Source organism: Natrinema sp. SYSU A 869, assembly GCF_019879105.1.
GTDB lineage: Archaea > Halobacteriota > Halobacteria > Halobacteriales > Natrialbaceae > Natrinema.
In genome coordinates, this window is record NZ_CP082249.1 from 2536411 (window position 1) to 2556168 (window position 19758).

14 protein-coding genes, 1 tRNA gene and 4 rRNA genes are annotated in these 19758 nt (G+C 60.4%); 13 read left to right on the forward strand and 6 right to left on the reverse strand.

The genetic code is table 11. The features are described 5' to 3' along the window. The first annotated feature begins 99 nt into the window (after positions 1–99). The 5 genes from K6I40_RS20650 to rrf (K6I40_RS20670) all read left to right on the forward strand — a co-directional run bounded on the left by K6I40_RS20650 (position 100) and on the right by rrf (K6I40_RS20670) (position 5368). A 16S ribosomal RNA gene (locus K6I40_RS20650) occupies positions 100–1573 on the forward strand. 142 nt (positions 1574–1715) lie between these two features. Continuing rightward, positions 1716–1787: transfer RNA gene (locus tag K6I40_RS20655), tRNA-Ala, on the forward strand. 218 nt (positions 1788–2005) lie between these two features. Continuing rightward, a 23S ribosomal RNA gene (locus K6I40_RS20660) occupies positions 2006–4926 on the forward strand. Positions 4927–5053: 127 nt separating this feature from the next. Further along, positions 5054–5175 (forward strand): 5S ribosomal RNA (rrf, locus tag K6I40_RS20665). Positions 5176–5246: 71 nt separating this feature from the next. After that, positions 5247–5368 (forward strand): 5S ribosomal RNA (gene rrf / locus K6I40_RS20670). Together the 16S, 23S and 5S rRNA genes with 1 tRNA gene alongside form the textbook arrangement of a ribosomal RNA operon. A gap of 120 nt (positions 5369–5488) precedes the next feature. On the opposite strand, the gene K6I40_RS20675 is transcribed toward rrf (K6I40_RS20670), so the two are convergent. The 3 genes from K6I40_RS20675 to K6I40_RS20685 all read right to left on the reverse strand — a co-directional run bounded on the left by K6I40_RS20675 (position 5489) and on the right by K6I40_RS20685 (position 8637). Continuing rightward, positions 5489–6829 carry a ribonuclease J gene (locus tag K6I40_RS20675; protein ID WP_222916112.1) on the reverse strand — a complete coding sequence of 447 codons (1341 nt, stop codon included), beginning with the start codon at positions 6827–6829 and terminating at the stop codon, positions 5489–5491. A gap of 933 nt (positions 6830–7762) precedes the next feature. Further along, entirely contained in the window at positions 7763–8038 is a 276-nt protein-coding gene (locus tag K6I40_RS20680) for a helix-turn-helix transcriptional regulator (protein WP_222916114.1), read from the reverse strand. Positions 8039–8442: 404 nt separating this feature from the next. Beyond that, positions 8443–8637: a cold shock domain-containing protein gene (locus K6I40_RS20685; RefSeq protein ID WP_006187181.1), complete on the reverse strand. Its 195-nt coding sequence runs from the start codon at positions 8635–8637 to the stop codon at positions 8443–8445. Between the two features lie 491 nt (positions 8638–9128). Here K6I40_RS20685 and K6I40_RS20690 point away from each other — a divergent pair, with 491 nt between their 5' ends. From K6I40_RS20690 to K6I40_RS20705, 4 genes are all read left to right on the forward strand, one after another. Then, a complete protein-coding gene (locus tag K6I40_RS20690; RefSeq protein ID WP_222916116.1) occupies positions 9129–9854 on the forward strand; it encodes a queuosine precursor transporter in 726 nt (241 codons plus the stop codon). Positions 9855–9953: 99 nt separating this feature from the next. Continuing rightward, positions 9954–11054 carry an aminopeptidase gene (locus K6I40_RS20695; RefSeq protein ID WP_222916119.1) on the forward strand — a complete coding sequence of 367 codons (1101 nt, stop codon included), beginning with the start codon at positions 9954–9956 and terminating at the stop codon, positions 11052–11054. A 371-nt stretch (positions 11055–11425) separates the two neighbouring features. Next, the gene (locus tag K6I40_RS20700; RefSeq protein ID WP_222916121.1) at positions 11426–12040 is read left to right on the forward strand and encodes a DUF309 domain-containing protein; all 615 of its coding nucleotides are present in this window, start codon (positions 11426–11428) and stop codon (positions 12038–12040) included. A 143-nt stretch (positions 12041–12183) separates the two neighbouring features. Then, a complete protein-coding gene (locus K6I40_RS20705; protein WP_222916123.1) occupies positions 12184–13056 on the forward strand; it encodes an LLM class F420-dependent oxidoreductase in 873 nt (290 codons plus the stop codon). A 26-nt stretch (positions 13057–13082) separates the two neighbouring features. Here the strand turns inward: K6I40_RS20705 and K6I40_RS20710 are convergent, their stop codons facing one another. After that, on the reverse strand, positions 13083–14054 hold the full coding sequence (locus K6I40_RS20710; protein WP_222916125.1) for an aldo/keto reductase: 972 nt from the start codon (positions 14052–14054) through the stop codon (positions 13083–13085). 101 nt (positions 14055–14155) lie between these two features. After that, entirely contained in the window at positions 14156–14899 is a 744-nt protein-coding gene (gene azf, locus K6I40_RS20715) for an NAD-dependent glucose-6-phosphate dehydrogenase Azf (RefSeq protein ID WP_222916127.1), read from the reverse strand. Between the two features lie 313 nt (positions 14900–15212). Between azf and K6I40_RS20720 the strand changes: the two genes are divergently transcribed. The 3 genes from K6I40_RS20720 (at position 15213) to K6I40_RS20730 (ending at position 17898) form a co-directional block, all read left to right on the forward strand. Beyond that, the gene (locus K6I40_RS20720) at positions 15213–15572 is read left to right on the forward strand and encodes a dihydroneopterin aldolase family protein (RefSeq protein WP_222916129.1); all 360 of its coding nucleotides are present in this window, start codon (positions 15213–15215) and stop codon (positions 15570–15572) included. An 89-nt stretch (positions 15573–15661) separates the two neighbouring features. Continuing rightward, a complete protein-coding gene (locus tag K6I40_RS20725; protein ID WP_222916131.1) occupies positions 15662–17152 on the forward strand; it encodes an aldehyde dehydrogenase family protein in 1491 nt (496 codons plus the stop codon). Positions 17153–17436: 284 nt separating this feature from the next. Beyond that, positions 17437–17898 carry a DUF5790 family protein gene (locus tag K6I40_RS20730; protein WP_222916133.1) on the forward strand — a complete coding sequence of 154 codons (462 nt, stop codon included), beginning with the start codon at positions 17437–17439 and terminating at the stop codon, positions 17896–17898. A 40-nt stretch (positions 17899–17938) separates the two neighbouring features. On the opposite strand, the gene K6I40_RS20735 is transcribed toward K6I40_RS20730, so the two are convergent. Continuing rightward, complete coding sequence (locus K6I40_RS20735; RefSeq protein ID WP_222916135.1) at positions 17939–18676, reverse strand: creatininase family protein; 738 nt, start codon at positions 18674–18676, stop codon at positions 17939–17941. Between the two features lie 131 nt (positions 18677–18807). Here K6I40_RS20735 and K6I40_RS20740 point away from each other — a divergent pair, with 131 nt between their 5' ends. Then, positions 18808–19731 (forward strand): phosphatase PAP2 family protein, encoded by a 924-nt coding sequence (locus K6I40_RS20740; protein WP_255681812.1) that lies wholly within the window; start codon positions 18808–18810, stop codon positions 19729–19731. Positions 19732–19758: the final 27 nt, after the last annotated feature.

The window sequence follows — 19758 nt, forward strand, 5'->3', positions numbered from 1 at the left end:
ATTCGACCAGTGTCATCGAACGTGGACCATTTATGTGTGAGTGTGTTTGCAACATTCACCGCCAACAGACCCTCCCCACTATGGGAGTACATATATAGCATTCCGGTTGATCCTGCCGGAGGTCATTGCTATTGGAGTCCGATTTAGCCATGCTAGTTGCACGAGTTCAGACTCGTAGCAGATAGCTCAGTAACACGTGGCCAAACTACCCTATGGATCCGAATAACCTCGGGAAACTGAGGCTAATTCAGAATAGGGTTCACTACCTGGAGTGGTGTGAACCTGAAACGTTACGGCGCCATAGGATGTGGCTGCGGCCGATTAGGTAGACGGTGGGGTAACGGCCCACCGTGCCTATAATCGGTACGGGTTGTGAGAGCAAGAGCCCGGAGACGGTATCTGAGACAAGATACCGGGCCCTACGGGGCGCAGCAGGCGCGAAACCTTTACACTGCACGCGAGTGCGATAAGGGGACTCCGAGTGCGAGGGCATATAGTCCTCGCTTTTCACTACCGTAAGGTGGTAGTAGAATAAGTGCTGGGCAAGACCGGTGCCAGCCGCCGCGGTAATACCGGCAGCACGAGTGATGACCGCTATTATTGGGCCTAAAGCGTCCGTAGCTGGCCACGCAAGTCTATCGGGAAATCTGCGCGCTTAACGCGCAGGCGTCCGGTGGAAACTGTGTAGCTTGGGACCGGAAGACCAGAGGGGTACGTCCGGGGTAGGAGTGAAATCCCGTAATCCTGGACGGACCACCGGTGGCGAAAGCGCCTCTGGAAGACGGATCCGACGGTGAGGGACGAAAGCTCGGGTCACGAACCGGATTAGATACCCGGGTAGTCCGAGCTGTAAACGATGTCTGCTAGATGTGGCACAGGCTACGAGCCTGTGCTGTGTCGTAGGGAAGCCGTGAAGCAGACCGCCTGGGAAGTACGTCCGCAAGGATGAAACTTAAAGGAATTGGCGGGGGAGCACTACAACCGGAGGAGCCTGCGGTTTAATTGGACTCAACGCCGGACATCTCACCAGCATCGACAATGTGCAGTGAAGGTCAGATTGATGATCTTACTGGAGCCATTGAGAGGAGGTGCATGGCCGCCGTCAGCTCGTACCGTGAGGCGTCCTGTTAAGTCAGGCAACGAGCGAGACCCGCACCCTTAATTGCCAGCAGCACCCTTGTGGTGGCTGGGTACATTAAGAGGACTGCCAGTGCCAAACTGGAGGAAGGAACGGGCAACGGTAGGTCAGTATGCCCCGAATGTGCTGGGCGACACGCGGGCTACAATGGCCAAGACAGTGGGATGCAACCCCGAAAGGGGGCGCTAATCTCCGAAACTTGGTCGTAGTTCGGATTGAGGGCTGAAACTCGCCCTCATGAAGCTGGATTCGGTAGTAATCGCGCCTCAGAAGGGCGCGGTGAATACGTCCCTGCTCCTTGCACACACCGCCCGTCAAAGCACCCGAGTGGGGTCCGGATGAGGCCAGCGCAACGCTGGTCGAATCTGGGCTCCGCAAGGGGGCTTAAGTCGTAACAAGGTAGCCGTAGGGGAATCTGCGGCTGGATCACCTCCACAGATCGGGATCGGGGCGTCGCCCCGACCCACCTTAGCGGATTGCGGTTCCACGTTCGATCGACCACCGTATGGCCGATCGGGCACCTTTGAACTACCGAGGCTAACGTGATACGCTTTGTCCGCCCTTCGTGGGCGGACGTGGGCCCATAGCTCAGTGGTAGAGTGCCTCCTTTGCAAGGAGGATGCCCAGGGTTCGAATCCCTGTGGGTCCATGTCTCGGAAGACGACCGAATCGTGCCCCTTAAGTGGGGCAGACGATTCTGGTCTAATCCGAAGAAACCGATGCACCACCCCGTGTAAACGCGGGTGGGAAGGGTTAATGCATGCCGCGTCTACGGCGTGCAGATGAGACCGTGTGTACGTGTAGTCCAGGCGTCCACTGGACCCGTTCCCGGGTCACTACGTGGTTGCTTTGCAACCGCCGATCCGATGAACGTGGCTACTGTGCCAGCTGGTGGATCGCTCGGCTTGAGAGCTGATGAAGGACGTGCCAAGCTGCGATAAGCCTGAGGGAGCCGCACGGAGGCGAAGAACTCAGGATTTCCGAATGGGAATCCCCACCGCAATTGCTTCGCGCAATGGGGAACGTCGAGAATTGAAACATCTTAGTATCGACAGGAAAAGAAAGCAAACGCGATGTCGTTAGTAATGGCGAATAAACGCGACACAGTCCAAACCGAAGCCTTCACGGGCAATGTGGTGTTCGGGCTGACTCTCAGCAGCAGAAATTCGACGCGAAGTCTCTTGGAATAGAGCACGAAACAGGGTGACAGTCCCGTACCGTCGACGAGTACGCTGTGCGTCAGTCCCAGAGTATCGGGGGTTGGATATCCCTCGTGAATATCGCGGGCATCGACCGCGAAGACTAAACACTCCTCAAGACCGATAGCGAACAAGTAGCGTGAGCGAACGCTGAAAAGCACCCCACGAAGGGAGGTGCAATAGGGCGTGAAATCAGTTGGCGATGGAGCGACAGGGCATACAAGGTCCCGGACAAAACGATCGCAGTGCGAACTGCTAGTAGGAAGTTTGGGAAGCCGGTGTTCTGTCGTACGTTTTGAAAAACGAACCAGGGAGTGTGCCTGTTTGACGAGTCTAACTCGCTTATCGAGGAAGGCGTAGGGAAACCGATATGGCCGCAGTGCTTTGCACCAGGGCCACCGTGTTCAAGCGCGGGGAGTCAAACGGGCACGACCCGAAACCGGACGATCTAGGCGTGAGCAAGATGAAGCGTGCCGAAAGGCACGTGGAAGTCTGTTAGAGTTGGTGTCCTACAATACCCTCTCGTGACTTACGTCTAGGGGTGAAAGGCCCATCGAGTCCGGAAACAGCTGGTTCCAACCGAAACATGTCGAAGCATGACCTCTGCCGAGGTAGTTTGTGGGGTAGAGCGACGGATTGGGGGACCGCACTCCGAGAGGAGTGCGCCCCCCTGTCCAACTCCGAACCTACAAACGCCGTTTGACGCAGGGAGTCCGGTGCACGGGGTAAGCCTGTGTACCGTGAGGGAGACAACCCAGAGCTGGGTTAAGGTCCCCAAGTGTAGACTAAGTGCGATCGAAGGTGGTCTCAAGCCCTAGACAGCCGGGAGGTGAGCTTAGAAGCAGCTACCCTCCAAGAAAAGCGTAACAGCTTACCGGCCGAGGTTTGAGGCGCCCAAAATGATCGGGGCTCAAGTCTACCACCGAGACCTAGCAGTGCGGATCAAACCGCAATCTTGTAGGTTGGCGTTCTGTTCGGGTGGAAGCACGGGTGAGAACTCGTGTGGACCGTTCAGTAACGAAAATCCTGGTCATAGTAGCAGCGTTAGTCGGGTTAGAACCCCGACGGCCGAACGAGTAAGGGTTCCTCAGCAATGCTTATCAGCTGAGGGTTAGCCGGTCCTAAGTCAGCCCGTAAGTCGAAGCTGACAACAGGGAAATAGGTTAATATTCCTATGCCAGTGTGCACTCAAAGCCGACGCTTTGGGGCCGCCTGAGCTGGGCCTTCGCCCAGTCTAATTGTCGAAATTCGTGGAAGCCGTAATGGCACGAAGCGAACGAATGGCAAGATAGCGCAAGTCAGGCCAACCTAGAGCCCGTGAAAAGGCGAGCACACTGTTCGTACCGAGATCCGACACAGGTACTCATGGCAGCGAAAGCCAAGGTCTGTCGGGATCAACCGACGTTAGGGAATTCGGCAAGTTAGTCCCGTACGTTCGCAATAAGGGATGCCTGCCTCGCGAAGAGGCAGGTCGCAGTGACTCGGGCGCTCCGACTGTCTAGTAACAACATAGGTGACCGCAAATCCGCAAGGACTCGTACGGTCACTGAATCCTGCCCAGTGCAGGTATCTGAACACCCCGTACAAGGGGACGAAGGACCTGTTAACGGCGGGGGTAACTATGACCCTCTTAAGGTAGCGTAGTACCTTGCCGCTTCAGTAGCGGCTTGCATGAATGGATCAACGAGAGCGCCACTGTCCCAACGTTGGGCCCGGTGAACTGTACGTTCCAGTGCGGAGTCTGGAGACCCCCAAGGGGAAGCGAAGACCCTATAGAGCTTTACTGCAGGCTGTCACTGAGACGTGGTCGCCATTGTGCAGCATAGGTAGGAGGCATTACACAGGTAGCCGCGCTAGCGGCTCACCGAGCCAGCATTGAAATACTACCCGATGGTGACTGCGACTCTCACTCCTGGCGGAGGACACTGGTAGCCGGGCAGTTTGACTGGGGCGGTACGCGCTTGAAAAGATATCGAGCGCGCCCCAAGATTTCCTCACCCGAGTCGGAGACTCGGGGAAGAGCGCAAGAGCAAAAGGAAGTCTGACAGTGTCGAACACAACGATCGACGCTGACGCGAAAGCGTGGTCTAGCGAACCAATTAGGCTGCTTGATGCGGCCAATTGCTGACAGAAAAGCTACCTTAGGGATAACAGAGTCGTCACCCGCAAGAGCACATATCGACCGGGTGGCTTGCTACCTCGATGTCGGTTCCCTCCATCCTGCCCGTGCAGAAGCGGGCAAGGGTGAGGTTGTTCGCCTATTAAAGGAGGTCGTGAGCTGGGTTTAGACCGTCGTGAGACAGGTCGGCTGCTATCTATTGGGGGTGTTACGGTATCTGACGGGAACGTTCGTATAGTACGAGAGGAACTACGAATGGGTGCCACTCGTGTACCAGCTGTCCGGAAGGGCACGTGCTGGGCAGCGACGCACCACGGGGTAAGAGCTGAACGCATCTAAGCTCGAAACCCACCTGGAAAAGAGATACCATTGAGATCACTCGTAGAAGACGAGTTCGATAGACTCGGGGTGTACGCACCAAGGCAACGAGGTGTTGAGCCCGCGAGCACTAATCGATCAAGCCACACATTCATACATTACATCGCATTGGATCCGTGACGCGAGAACGGGTCCGGACGTAAACTGGACTACACGTACACACGGTTAGACACACCACCGATATTGGCATGACAACGGTTCGATCCCGTTGATCGGCATTAGGGCGGCCACAGCGGCGAGGTACCTCCCGTACCCATCCCGAACACGGAAGATAAGCTCGCCAGCGTTACGGTGAGTACTGGAGTGCGCGAGCCTCTGGGAAATTCGTTTCGCCGCCTCCACTCATATCGACCAATACGGTCGAACTTCACCGATCGTGGTCTGACGGCGGTTCGATTCCGCCGATCGGCATTACAGCGGCCACAGTGGCGAGGTACCTCCCGTACCCATCCCGAACACGGAAGATAAGCTCGCCTACGTTTCGGTGAGTACTGGAGTGGGCGACCCTCTGGGAAATTCGATTCGCCGCTCCCATTCATATCAACACCCACACAGCAACTGCTGTGTGGGTTTTTTGCTTTATGTAAACACGACGACGCCGTTACTCGCTATTCGAAATCTGCAAAGAAAGAAAATAGCCGCAGAAGCGGTCGCTTAGACCAGTTGGACGACGTTCCCGTTCGAGGTAACGTGGAGATCGCGTCCGAGCTTGTATCCGCGATTGGAGGCGAGGTCAACGTATCCCGAGAAGCCGCTCATGTCCTGATGGGCGGGAATGATGTTTTCGGGTTGCAGCGCATCGAGCATCTCGTAGTGGCCCTCTTGACAGAGGTGGCCGGACACGTGAATGTCGTCGTAGATGCGTGCACCCTGCATGCGGAGTAGCTTTTCAGCCTGATAGCGCTGGCCTTCGTTCGTCGGCTCTGGAATCACTCGAGCGGAGAAGACGACTTTGTCACCGTCCTCCAGTTCATACGGCGTTTCGCCGCGCCCCATTCGTGTGAGCGTTGCGCGAGGCTCGCCTTGATGGCCGGTGACGACGGGCAGGAAGTTCTCCTTGCCTTCGTTCATGATGCGTTCGAACGTCTGCTCGATGGACTGGCGGTAGCCGACCATCTCGACGTCGGAGGGGAAGTCGATCCCGATCTGTTTCGCGGTCCCGGAGTAGGTTTCCATCGAACGCCCGAGGAGAATCGGCTGGCGACCAATGTCTCGAGCGAATTCGATGAGTGATTTCACGCGGGCGATGTGGCTCGAGAAGGTGGTGGCGACGATACCGCCGTCGTAGTCCTCCATGCTGTAGAGGACGTCCCGAAGGTGTTCGCGCGCAACGTTCTCGGAGGGCGTTCGCCCCTTCTTGTTCGCGTTCGTACAGTCCTCGATATAACAGAGGACGCCCTCGCGACCGATCTCACGGAAGCGCTCCATGTCGATCGGGTCGCCGATGACGGGCGTGTGGTCCATCCGTTTGTCGAGCCCGTAGACGACTGCGCCTTCGGGCGTGTGGAGGACGGGGTTGATCGCTTGGACGATCGAGTGGGTGACGTTGACGAACTCCAATTCGACTGCCCCGGAGTCGCCGATCGACATCGTTTCGCCGGCGTCCATTTTGACGAGTTCGTTCTCGGTATTGAACTTCCCTTCCTCCTCGAGTTCGCCTTTGACCAGTTCGAGCGTGAACGGCGTCGCGACGATGGGTGCGTCGTACCGGTGTGCGAGTTTGCTGATCGCACCGATGTGGTCGAGGTGGCCGTGGGTGGGGACGATCGCTTTGACATCGCCCTCGAGGTCGCTCATGACTCGGTCGTCGGGAATGGCACCCATGTCGATCAGGTCGAGACTGTGCATGCCTTCGGTACGGATGTTGTCGTGAATAAGGACCTTCGACAGGTTGAGCCCCATGTCGAAGATCACGATGTCGTCACCGGCGCGGACAGCCGTCATCTGTCGGCCGACTTCCTCATAACCGCCGATTGTCGCAATTTCAATTTCCATTGGTAGGGCCGATCATAGCAGTCCCGTGGACAGTCGTGCAGCCGGAATGGCTGCTGGGAGTGGCGTCCTGCAACGTGAGCCGGCTTCGATCACGTCCTCGCTGGGTCGAATCGAAGGCTCAGTCCCAACCGTGCCAGGGACAGCGCCTATTTCGGTTAGTGAATCAACGGCTCTCCCGACGTAAGTAGTTCTGGGTTTCAGGGCTACAAAGAAACGAGATGGGCTTGAAGAACTATTTCGAGTGGAACATTGGTCACGTTAGTGATCGGTGCAGCGAACAATCTATGAACCTGGTTTCGGTTCTGCACTATCCGGGATTGAGTTGTGAACCGGCTCGAAATCGGTGGGTAGGAACGGTAGCGTGCTCGGGTTCGACGAAGACTGTACTGATAAGTACGCATGACCGCTTCAGCGGTCACCGAGGAATGCTCGCTATCGTAGCCGCTGAAAGTCATTGCATACTTGCTCGCACGACAGCTGCTCGATCAGCGTGTAACCGTTTCAGTGGCGACTATAGATGTCGACTACTGGTGTCGCGTGCAGGTCGAAACATGGGAGATCTGTTGCTTTGACGAGTTCGGCATCCGTGTTTCAACGAGGGATGAGAATCACGTGAGAGATCGTCGTCGCTGATTGATGACTGTCGCACGGACACACCGGTTTCTCTCGGGGTCGCGTTGCGACACGATCGCTGAGTAATCATGATTCGGCTCTCGTTCATGGCATCACAGGTAAGTGGCCGATAGCTGTCGGCCAGCTCGCCAAACGACTCTATTGTTGACACTCGGATCAGCGGACCTCCATATCGTCTGTTCGGTTAGAAGGGGCGGTTGTCATGGGCGCAGGTGGACTCATACCGGAGACTTGTCCGTGTTCCTGGTAGATGCACGTGACGTTGCTGTCGGGCGGGTATCGCAGACAGGTGGGGATGAATTACTCGTCGATATACTGTTGTTCCCACTTCCGGCGCTCTTCGATAGCCTGTTGGCCGCGATCGCTGATCTCGTAGTAGTTGGTTCGCCGATCGAGTTGTCCTTTCTCGACGAGATCCTTATTGACGAGTGTATCGAGATTGGGGTATAATCGCCCGTGATTAATTTCACTGTTGTAATACGTCTCGATCTCGTCTTTTACGTCTTGGCCCGACGGTTGATCGGCTCCTGCAATCACGTACAGCAGGTCACGTTGAAACCCTGTCAGATCGTCCATTTTGTACTCAGGTGGACGGACGGGTACCCGACTATTTGTTATCGATTTCGTATCAACCGTTTCCAGTACGTTCAACGGAGCTAACTGAGTCATTAGTGGTACTGTCTGTCATTTCGTCTAGTAATAGCACCCTACATTCGGTCGTTCGACCCAGTTTCAGCCGCCTCAATATCTCTAATAGATAAATAACATACAAAGAACACTAGGGCCTGTACCGATGCCGGCCTGTACCGGTGTCGGCCTCGTCTTCGAGCGACGATGACTGGTGGTTGAGCATCGCCACTACAGAGACAGCGGTTTCGGTCCGCGCCGTCGATATGGAACAGCGTCCGCTGTGTGTCGAGTAGCGTGCCGAAAAATGATAGTTGAAATGTGAAACCCGTTACCGAACGTAAAAAGCCGTGTTACAGGCGGGTGACGTTGGTGGCGCGGGGGCCCTTGGGGGCCTGTTCAATATCGAATTCGATGTCTGTACCTTCTTCGAGGTCCGGACCGCCAACGTCTTCCATGTGGAAGAAAACGTCATCGTCTGCGTCGTCCGTCTCAATGAAACCGTAGCCGCCTGTGTCGTTGAAGAAATCAACGTTTCCTTTCGCCATTGCAATTCAATCGAGGCCCGGGATACGTATAACAGTTGTGTTATGGCTCGTATATCGAAACAAAAACAATTCGGAACGGAATCCGACGATCAATTGATGTAAGTCGCAGAAATTGGGGCAACGGTTTTCACCGCTGGCTGACGAATCGGTCTCAAACGGACCGATCAGGAGGCAGTCTCTGAGTGGGAACAATCACGTTAGTCCAGTTGGTGGACTCTCTACTGAGGAGTGGTACTGACGAACTGCAGCCGATTGCATTCAGTTCGTTGCAACCCGAACCGACTGTTCGTCCAGAGTCGGGTTCAGACCCACTGTGTATGTTTGACAGGCGTTCACTGTGGCCATTTGGCAGGGGTTCGCTGTAACCGTTTGACAGGGGTTCGAGTGGTCGATCGGAGACATCGCTCGAGCAGACTCGAGTCCATTGTCGTGCATACTCGAGTAATCCATGAATAGCACCGTTTAGGTGGATTCGATAGGTACGCGGCTCTATGAGCGAGACACAGAGCCACGGTGGGCCGACGATCGCACAGGTTGCGCTGATCGGGCTCTTCGTGACGGCACTCGTGACTGCACAGTTGACTGCATCGAAAGTACTCGCGTTCGAACTGCCATTCGCGCTCCCGATTACGGGCGTGCAACTCGTGTTGCCCGGAGCAGCACTCGCGTACGCACTGACATTCCTCGCGAGTGACTGCTATACCGAGCTGTATGGCCGTCGTGCGGGCCAGATCGTCGTCAACGTCGGATTCGTTCTGAACTTCGTCGTTCTCGCACTCGTCTGGTCGACGATTGCCGCGCCGGCCGCTTCCTCGAGCGTCGATCCCGCGGCGTTCGAGACGGCCCTCGGCGCGTCTACGAACGTCGTCCTCGGGAGCCTGTTAGCGTACATCGTCAGCCAGAATTGGGACGTGCTCGTCTTCCACCGCATTCGGGAGCATACCGGCTCAGAGAAGCTTTGGCTCCGGAATATCGCATCGACGGCGAGCAGTCAGGCGATCGATACCGTCATCTTCGTCTCGGTCGCGTTCGCTATCGCACCTGCCATCCTCGGTGTCGGTGCCGTTCCGCCGACGAACATCATCCTCTCGTTGATGGTGGGTCAATACCTACTGAAACTCGCGATTGCCGTCCTCGACACGCCGGTTGTCTACGCTATCGTCTCCGTCGTGCGCTCGCGAGAGGGGCTCGTTGGTGAAGATACCCACATCGCCTGATCCGTCGCCTTTTGCGTCTATCGTCGTGACGATATCGCACGTTTTCGCGTCCGCGCTCCGAACGGGGAGCGTTTAGTAGCCCGCTCGAGAGGGTAGGATATGGACGAACGCGTACGCGAACATGCCGACGTGCTGGTCGACTGGAGCGCTCGCGTCGAGGCGGGCGATGATGTCGTCCTCTCGGTTGGCCCGGACGCTCACGAGCTGGCGGTCGCCGTCGCTGAGAAACTCGGCGACCGAGGTGCGAACCTCCTTGCGACCTACGGCTCGGGTGAGATTACGCGAGCCTATCTTCGAGCACACGACGGGGACTTCGACGAGAATCCGGCTCACGAACTCGCGCTGGTCGAGAACGCCGACGTCTACCTCTCGCTCGGCGGTGGTCGGAACACGAGTGCGACGGCCGATATCCCCGGCGAGCAGCGGCGAGCCTACAACGACGCTCGAAGCGAGATTCGAGAGACTCGACTGGGGACCCGCTGGGTTTCGACGGTCCATCCGACGCGCTCGCTCGCCCAGCAGGCAAACATGGCCTACGAGGAGTATCAGGAGTTCGCCTACGAGGCGATCCTGCGAGACTGGGAGTCGCTGGCCGACGAGATGGCCCAGTTGAAGGACTGCCTCGATGCCGGCTCCGAGGTGCGACTCGTCTCGAGTGACACCGACCTCACCATGGAAATCGAGGGTCGGACGGCAGTCAATAGCGCCGCTTCGGTGGCCTACGACTCGCACAACCTCCCCAGCGGCGAGGTCTTCACTGCACCCGCTGCGACCGAGGGTGAGGTGACCTTCGACGTGCCAATGACGCTGCGGGGCGAGTCCGTCCGGGACGTCCGCCTCGAGTTCGACGATGGCGAGGTTGTCGACTACGAGGCCGACCAGGGAGGAACGGTGATCGGTGAGATTCTCGAGACGGACGAGGGTGCGCGCCGACTGGGCGAACTCGGGATCGGGATGAATCGCGGGATCGACCGCTACACGGATAATATCCTCTTCGACGAGAAGATGGGTGAGACCGTCCATCTGGCACTCGGCCGGGCATACGACGCTTGTCTTCCCGACGGCGAGTCCGGTAACGAGTCGGCTATCCACGTCGATTTGATTACTGATGTGAGCGAGGACTCCCGCCTTGAGGTCGACGGTGAGGTAATCCAGCGCAATGGCGTCTTCCGATTCGAGGACGGATTCGAAACGCAGTGACGCTGCGGAGCGACGGCAGCAGCATACTGTATGGTAGAAGACAATAGCTGGGGATCGAGTGCGGTAAGAACTTCTTACGAGGGGCGAACGCGGTCTCGAAACGTGGAAGTCGTTGCATACTAATCTGTATGCGGTCACTCATATCGAGTACCGCCAGACCGGTGGCGGCCAGTAACCGGTTGGGACTCGTCGATCCCGATGTCAACCCGTCCACAGTTGTCTGCTCGCCCTGCCGGAGGCGGAACACGTGCCGTCGCCTGCCGGCGACCGGTATCGCTCACTCCCAGTGAGACCCGGTCGCTGCGGGCGGCGTGATATCCGGCGGTCACCGTTTTCGTCACGTTCTCGAGTCTCGAGCCCTACTGTCTACTATGCGCGATTGGCTTCGGGCGGGCGTCGCCATCTTCAACGATGGTTACTACCACGCCGCCCACGACGCCTGGGAGGATCGCTGGCTTGAGCTCGAGTCAGGGAGCGACGACGAGCGACTACTCCACGGCCTGATTCAGTACAGCGGCGCGGTCTACCACGCTCGCGAGCGCAACTGGGAGGGAGCCGTCGGGCTCGCCGAGAGTGGCGGCGAGTATTTCGTGGGCCTGCCGGCCGACTACCGCGACCTTCGACTCGAGCCGATCCGGTCATTCCTCGCGCAACTCGCGGCTGACCCCGAATGCATCGAGCGTCGACCCCCGGTTGAACTCGAACACGAGGGAACTGCCCCGACGCTCTCGGAACTCGACTTTGAGCCCACGGCGATTGCGGCGGTCGTCCTCGCCGAGGAGTTCGGCTACGACGAGGAACCGGCCGATCGGGCTCGCACGTACGCACAACGGGACCTCGAGGCCGGCGAGGACGGCAGCAAATTCATCACGCTGCTGTTCGATTTCGTCCGCGAAGACGAGAATCGCGGGATCATCTACCAGCGACTCACCGACCACGTCGGCAGGCGGCAGGCGCGCGAAGAGGACGTGAAAGGGCTGTTCTGACCGGTCGACACCGAGAGTATCAGATCGGATCACCTCGAGATGTCCAGCAGTAACGGAGTGGCAGGGTTCTGTTCGTACTGGCTGCAGGAAGTCGCCACCCCCACGACTAGAGTTTCAAGTCCGGTCCGGTCGAACGCGAGGGTATGGAAATCGGTACCGTGCTCCCGCAACTCGAGATCGGGCACGACCCGCGGACGATCGCCGACTATGCACAGCGCGTCGAGGCGTCGGGGTACGAACACGTGCTGGCGTACGATCACGTCCTCGGCGTCAATCCCGATCGGGGGGACTGGGACGGCCCCTACGACTACGAGAGCACGTTCCACGAGCCGCTGACCACGTACTCCTATCTGGCGGGCCAGACCGACGAGCTGGCGTTCATGACCGGAATTCTCGTCTTACCGCAGCGCCAGACCTCGCTCGTGGCGAAGCAGGCCGCACAGCTGGATCGCTTTACCGACGGTCGGTTTCGCATGGGAGTCGGCGTCGGCTGGAACGAACCTGAATACGTCGCGCTCGGCGAGGATTTCTCGAGGCGAGGGCGACGAATCGAGGAACAGATCGAGGTGCTCCGCCGACTCTGGACGGACGAACTCGTCGACTTTGAGGGCGAATTTCACGAGATCCCGGACGCTGGCATCCGTCCGCTCCCGGTCCAGCAACCGATTCCGCTCTGGATGGGTGGCATGGCCGATCCAGTCAAGCGCCGCGTCGCCCGAATCGCCGACGGCTGGCTGCCCCAGTTCCAGCCCGGCGACGAGGCCGAGGAACACCTCGCGGATCTCTACGACTACGCCGAGGAAGCCGGCCGCGACCCCGACGATATCGGCCTCGGTGGCCGGATGTACGCCGTTCCCGGCGAGGAAGACGAGTGGATCGAGCGCGCTCAGGCCTGGCAGGACCTCGACGCCGACTACCTCTCGATCACGACGATGTATCAGGGCCTCGAGGGCGAGGAACACACGGCCCACGTTGAACGGGTTGCGGAGGTACTGGACGACGTCGACCTATTGTAGCGGGGGACAGCTGCGAGCTCCGCTCTTCACTCGTGGCCCGCCACCGGCAGCGGCTCGTAGGGCTCCTCGAGATAGTCCATATCGGAGTCCGAGAGGTCGATCTCGAGGGCTTCGACGGCATCCTCTAAGTGTTCGACGCTGGTCGTCCCGACGATCGGCGCGTCGACCCAGTCCTTGTGGAGTAGCCAGGCGAGGGAGATCTGGCCCATCGAGACGCCCCTGTCGGCGGCGAGTTCCTGGATCCGTTCGTTGATTTCCTTGCCGCCGCCCTGGAGGTACGACATCTGCTCGAGGTACTGGTCGGTCTGACCCCGTGTCGTCGACTCGATCTCCTCGTGGGGGCGGGTCGCGACGCCGCGGGCTAGCGGCGACCACGGAATGACCCCAACGTCCTCCTTGTCGCACTGGGGTAACATCTCTCGCTCCTCCTCGCGGTAGAGGACGTTGTAGTGGTTCTGCATCGTCGCAAACCGTTCGAGGCCCAGTGCGTCGCTGGTATGGAGGGCCTCTGCGAACTGATGGGCCCACATCGACGAGGTGCCGACGTATCGCACCTGTCCGCGCCGGACCGCGTCGTCGAGGGCGCGCAGGGTCTCGTCGATCGGCGTGTCGTAATCCCATCGGTGGGTCTGATAGAGATCGATCGTGTCCATCCCTAACCGATCGAGACTCGCCTCGAGTTCCTGCTCGATGGCTTTGCGGGAGAGTCCGCTCGCGTTCGGGTTATCGGAGTCCATCTCGGCGAAGACCTTCGTCGCGACGACCTGCGAATCGCGGTCGTAGCCCGCGAGGGCGTCGCCCAGGATCTCCTCGGACTCGCCCGTGGAGTAGACGTTCGCGGTGTCGAAGAAGTTGATTCCGAGGTCGATCGCGCGGTCGATGAGTTCTTTGCTTTCCTCGGGCTCGAGCATCCACTCCCGACCGGTGCCGAAACTCATACAGCCCAGACAGATGCGGCTGACTGTCATCCCCGTCGATCCGAGCGTGGTGTATTCCATGGACGGTGTTGGGACGGCCGGCGACAAATATCGTGGCTCGGCCGAGTCGGTTGCCGGCTCTCTGCGAGTGGCGAGCGACCTGCCGTCAGTCCCGCTGCCCGTCAGTCGTGGGTCGCCGAGTTATCCTGGGGATCGTAGCCCAGCACCTCGCGAGCGCGCTTGAGCGAGTAGTACTTGCGGTCGTTGTCGGAGATGCCGTAGACGATCTCGTAGCCGTAGTCGGCGCGGATGCAGCGATCGAAGAGGTGTGCACAGTCCCGATAGGAGAGCCACATCGCCTGTCCGCGCTCGTAGTCGATCGGCGGGTGGCCCTCGGTGAGGTTCCCGATGCGGACGCAGACGACCGAGAGGTCGTGTTCGTCGTGATAGTACCGACCGAGGGTTTCGCCGGCGGCCTTCGAGACGCCGTAGAGGTTGCTCGGTCGAGGGAGTTCGCTGCCGTCGAGCAGATAGTCGTCGTGCTCGCGGTACAGATCGGGCGTTCGCTCGTCGGTCTCGTAGTTTCCGACGGCGTGGTTCGAGGAAGCGAAGACGACCGTCTCGACGCCTGTGTCGACGGCGGCCTCGAAGACCGTCTGCGCGCCGTCGATGTTGTTGGTCAGCACGCTATCCCACGGCGCTTCGGGGCGCGGGTCACCGGCGAGGTGGATCACGACGTCGATTCCGTCCATCGCCTCGCGGACGGCGTCGCCGTCAGTAATGTCCGCGACGACGAACTCGCCCGGTTGGTCCTCAGTCGGCGGATCTCGATCCAGTAACCGCCACTCGTGTTCCTCAGCGAGGCCACCAAGGATGGCCTTTCCGACCCGCCCCGCAGCCCCCGTGAGCAGGACTGACTGTGCCATTCGTTCGGTGTGAGGGACAGCGTCGATAAGTACCATGCGGTTCGCCGGGAGTGCGGTCGGTGGTGGCACGCGTCTCCCGTAGCGGTGAGCGAACGGCGCTTCGCGCCGTAAGCCGAGCGAACCGCGACGCAAACATGCGGAGGGATGAGGACCGCAGTGACCGGTGGGACCGAGGTCCGCAATCGGCTGGGGAGGGCGTGGACTTTCCGTGCTGCCACGATAGCAGAACGCTCGTCGTCACAATATTACCGTATCGGCCAAGAAACCCGCACGCATCACAACTGCCTTCCCGACCGCACCCGAGCACTCACGCATGTCATCGGACGAAACGCCGACTGACGCCGAAGCCGCCTGTTTCGAGGCCGGTATCAAGTTCGGCTCGCTCTACCACCAATTCGCCGGCACGCCGGTCTCGCCCGACAGCGCGCCGAGCCTCGAGACGGCGATGGAGGAATCGATCGAGAACCAGCCCCACTGCCGCGAGGTCACCGTCGACGTCCGTCTCGACGAACTCGAGGCCGCGCTCGCCGAGTCGACGGCTGATTACACCGAGCTGACGGGCCGCTTCCTCGAGGTCGAAATCGTCATCGGCTACGAGGACTGCGAGGTCGTCACCCACATGGAAATGGAGGACGGCTATCCGCTGATGCGACTCGAGTCGGTTCGATCGTAACGAGGGTGCCGAGTGCCAGTTGGGGCGTCCACCGAGCGCTTGTGAGTGCCCGCCATCGGTTTTTCAATCGGACTCGCGTAGATCAATCAATGGGACCGGAACTCTCGATCGACGCCGATTGGAACAACCTCTACATCGACGGCGAGTGGACGCCCTCGGACGGTGACGAGGAGATCGCCGTCGAGGACCCCTCGACACGCGAGGAGGTCGCACGCGTGCCGGCCGCCGTCGAGTCGGACGTAGACATCGCTTACGAGGCTGCCGCTGACGCACAAAAAGAGTGGAAGAACGCGCCACCGGCCGAACGCGAGCGGGTCGCGCAGGGGTTCGCGAGAACGCTCCAGGAGTACGAAGACGAGATCGTCGAGTTGCTCGCTCACGAGGCGGGCGGCTCACAGATCATGGGCGAGACATCGGTCGGGATCACGACTGATCAGGCCAACGAGGCTGCGACGCTCCCCCGTCGAATGAAGGGCGAGCAGGTCGACTCCAACGTCCCTGGCAAGGAGAACTTTGTCCGCCGAGAGCCCCAGGGCGTGGTCACCGTCATCTCCCCGTGGAACTTTCCGCTCAACCTCTCGGGGCGGGCAATCGCGCCGGCCATCGCGACTGGGAACGCAGTCGTCGTTAAGCCCGCCTCGAATACGCCGATTACAGGCGGCCTCCTGATGGCGAAACTGTACGAGGAAGCGGGCATTCCCGACGGCCTGATCAACGTCGTCCCCGGTCACGGCTCGGACATCGGTGACCCAGTCGTCGAACATCCAGAGAGCGATGTCGTCGCCTTTACCGGCTCGACGCCAGTGGGACGGGGAGTCGCCGCGAAAGCCGGCGAAAACCTCTCTGTGGCGGCAATGGAACTCGGTGGCAACAACGCCCACATCGTCACCGCCGACGCCGACGTTGAGGCGGCGGTCGACTCCGCCGCGTTCGGATCGTTCGTCCACCAGGGGCAGGTCTGTATCTCCATCAACCGCCACCTCGTCCACGAAGACGTCTACGACGAGTATGTCGACTTACTCACGGATCGCGCGGCGTCGCTCCCGGTCGGGAGCGCCCACGATCCGGACACGGTCGTCGGCCCCATTATCGACGAGAGCCAGCGCGACGAGATGCTCGGCTACGTCGAGGAGACCGTTGACGACGGCGCAACGCTCGAGACGGGCGGCGAGACGGTTGAGCTAGACGGTGTCGACGACTCGCTGGTCGTCGCACCGACGGTGCTCTCGGATGCAACCAACGACATGGCCGCCGCGTGCAACGAGCACTTCGGTCCGATCGCACCGGTCGTTCCGTTTTCGGATGTCAAGGAAGCGATCGAACTCCACGACGATACCGAGTACGGCCTCTCCGGGTCGGTTCACGCAGGCGATGTCGGTACCGGAATGCAGATCGCGGAACGGTTAGATACCGGCATGGTCCACGTCAACGACCAACCGGTCAACGATGAGGCCCACGTCCCCTTCAGCGGCACGAAAGCCTCGGGCGTCGGCGGCTACAACAGCACCGACATCATGGATCAGGTCACCGAAAAGAAGTGGATCTCCGTCCAGCACGATCAGCGGGAGTATCCCTTCTGATCGGTCGGCTGGTCGCGCAGTCGCCCGGCTGTATAGTCGTCACGGCGACCGGGTCTCCGAGACCGAGACCGAGACCCGGTCAAGAGCCTCCGTGACGATAGCTCCCTCCCGAATCGACCGACGGCTCAAGGTGTGACGCCTGCTGACAATCCGATGGCGGGCTACATCTGACGACTTTCCTTTCGAAATCCTGCTCCTGTTCGACCGATATCGATCCGCTCCCGACCGATTTCACTTTCACTTTCGGGCTATCTTTTAACCATGGTGCCCGCAAAGACGATGACATGAGCCAAGCCACGCTCGGCGACGACGAGGAACTGTTCGGGGAAGCGGCCAACGAGATGCGCGAGGACGTCGAATCCTCGCTCGCGGACGCCTGGGCGGCGTTGCCCGACGCCGACGACATCTGGGAGACCGACGCCGACAACGTGCTGGGCGTGCTCAACGGACTCAACTCGTCGCTCGAGGCTGGTGACGCCGAGGATAACCTTCGCGACGCGAAGAAGTGGTTCACGATGGGACAACGCGCCGACGCCTTCGACGACGCTGACGACCTCGAGGCGGAGATCGAAGACCTCGAGGAGGCCATTACGGATATCTCGGAGGCCGGCGAACAAGTCAGCGAACTCACGTCGACGATTCCGGCGCTCCGCGGGTCGCTTCAGGACACCGGTCCCGCGGAGACCGACGACGAGGAAGCGGACGCCGCGGACGAGGACGAAGACGAAAACGAAAACGAGGAGTAATCGATCACCGGCTATCGAACGTCGATTGACCACCGCGAACCTACCGCCGTTCGGGCCGTAAGATGTCGCGCTCGGCAACCGTCTCGAGCAGCCGAACCAGCGCGTCGGCGGCTAGCTCGTACAGTTCCTCGCCCCGCTGAGCGTCGCCCTCGTCCGGATCGCCGACCACGCCGTTTTCCGTAAACTCCGCCGCGTCGTAGGCCAGATTCGCGTAACTCGTCCAGTCGCCCCAGCCGTCGGCAGCGCCAACCTGTGCCTCGTCGATCCGGTCTTCGCGGATCAGTTCCGGCTCGAGGTGGCGCAAGAGTCCTGTCTCGAGGGGGCCACCGTGGCCCATATCAGCGGTATGCTCGCCGACGCCTTCGAACCAGGTGAACGGGACGACGTAGGCGTCGCCGTCTCGCGTGAGGCGGCCGCCGACCTCCCGGAGGGCGTCGACGTTGCCGCCGTGGCCGTTGACGATGACGACACGGTCGAACCCGTGATGAGCGAGGCTTGCGACGGCCTCACCGACGTAGTCACGGAAGGTGTCCTCGGAGACCCACATCGTCCCGGGGAACTGGCGGTGTTCCTCGGCGATCCCGACCGGAATCGCCGGCGTGCGGACGACCTCGCGGTCGACCCGCTCGATCCCGGCGTCAGCGATTGCTTCGGCGGTCAGCACGTCCGTCCCGAGGGGCGCGTGGGGGCCGTGCTGTTCCGTGCTCCCGATGGGGACGACCGCAAGGTCCGCCTCGAGGTCCCGAACGTCCGTCCATGTCGCCGTTGTGAGGTCCATGCCGGAGTATGCCGACCGTGTAGACATGAAACCCGCGGTGGCCGACACTACCCAGACTCGACACTCAAGGTGGGCAGACCCTGCATGTTCCCGCCCGAACATTATCCACACCACCGTGGAAGAGGGGCCGTATGAACCGCGGCGCTGGCGTTCTCGAGGCCATTCGCGAACTCGTCCCGGAGTGGGGTGCGGCCCTCGCCGCGGCCGTAACCCAGCTCGGCGACGGTTGGTTGGTGCTCGTGCTCGGGATCGGCGCGTCGTGGGCGGTTGCGTGGCGACGGACGGTCCACCGCGGTCGCCAGTTCGGGACCGATCGTCCCTCCCGGCGGCCGGACGGGCCTTGGATCCTCGCCGTCATCATCGGCGGGCTGGCGGTGATGACGGCGCTGAAACATCTCTTCGCGTTACCGCGCCCCGAACTCGCGACGCTCGAGCCGGCCGTCCTCCCATCGTCGACTCGGCCGTGGTACCGGTCGATCGTGAACGCCGGCGGCTACGGGTTTCCGAGCGGTCATGCGGTCGGGGCGACCGTCACCTACGGGCTATTCGCGCTGGTACTCGAGGCGGGAACACGTCGACTCCGTCTCGCGGTCGCCTCGATGATCATCGCCGCCGTCTGTTTCACTCGACTCGTCCTCGGCGTTCACTACCCGCTCGATGTCGTCGCGGGGGTCGTCGTCGGGGGCTGTTATCTCGCCGTCACGTGGCAGCTTCTCGAGCGGTCGCCGTTCGACCGAACGCTTACCGCGTTCACACTCACACTGGGGCTTGCCGGCGTGGCGATGGTCGCCAGCGGCCGTGCGGACAGCGCCGTCGCGTACACGGCGCTCGCGGCCGGCGCGCTCACTGGCTGGACCCTCGAGAACGCGACATCGCCGCTCGAGCCGACGGCCGTCGAACGACGCCGAGTAGAGCAGCTGTCGCTGCTGGTCGCGTTCGTTCCCCTCGCTGTCGTCGGCGGCTTCGGTGTCTTGAGCGGTCCGCCAAATTGGTCGTCTCGGCTGCCCTTCTCGGTTTCCTGTCGGTACTGCCAGCGCTCGTCTTGCCGCGCTTGACGACGGACGATCCGATGTCACGGTGAC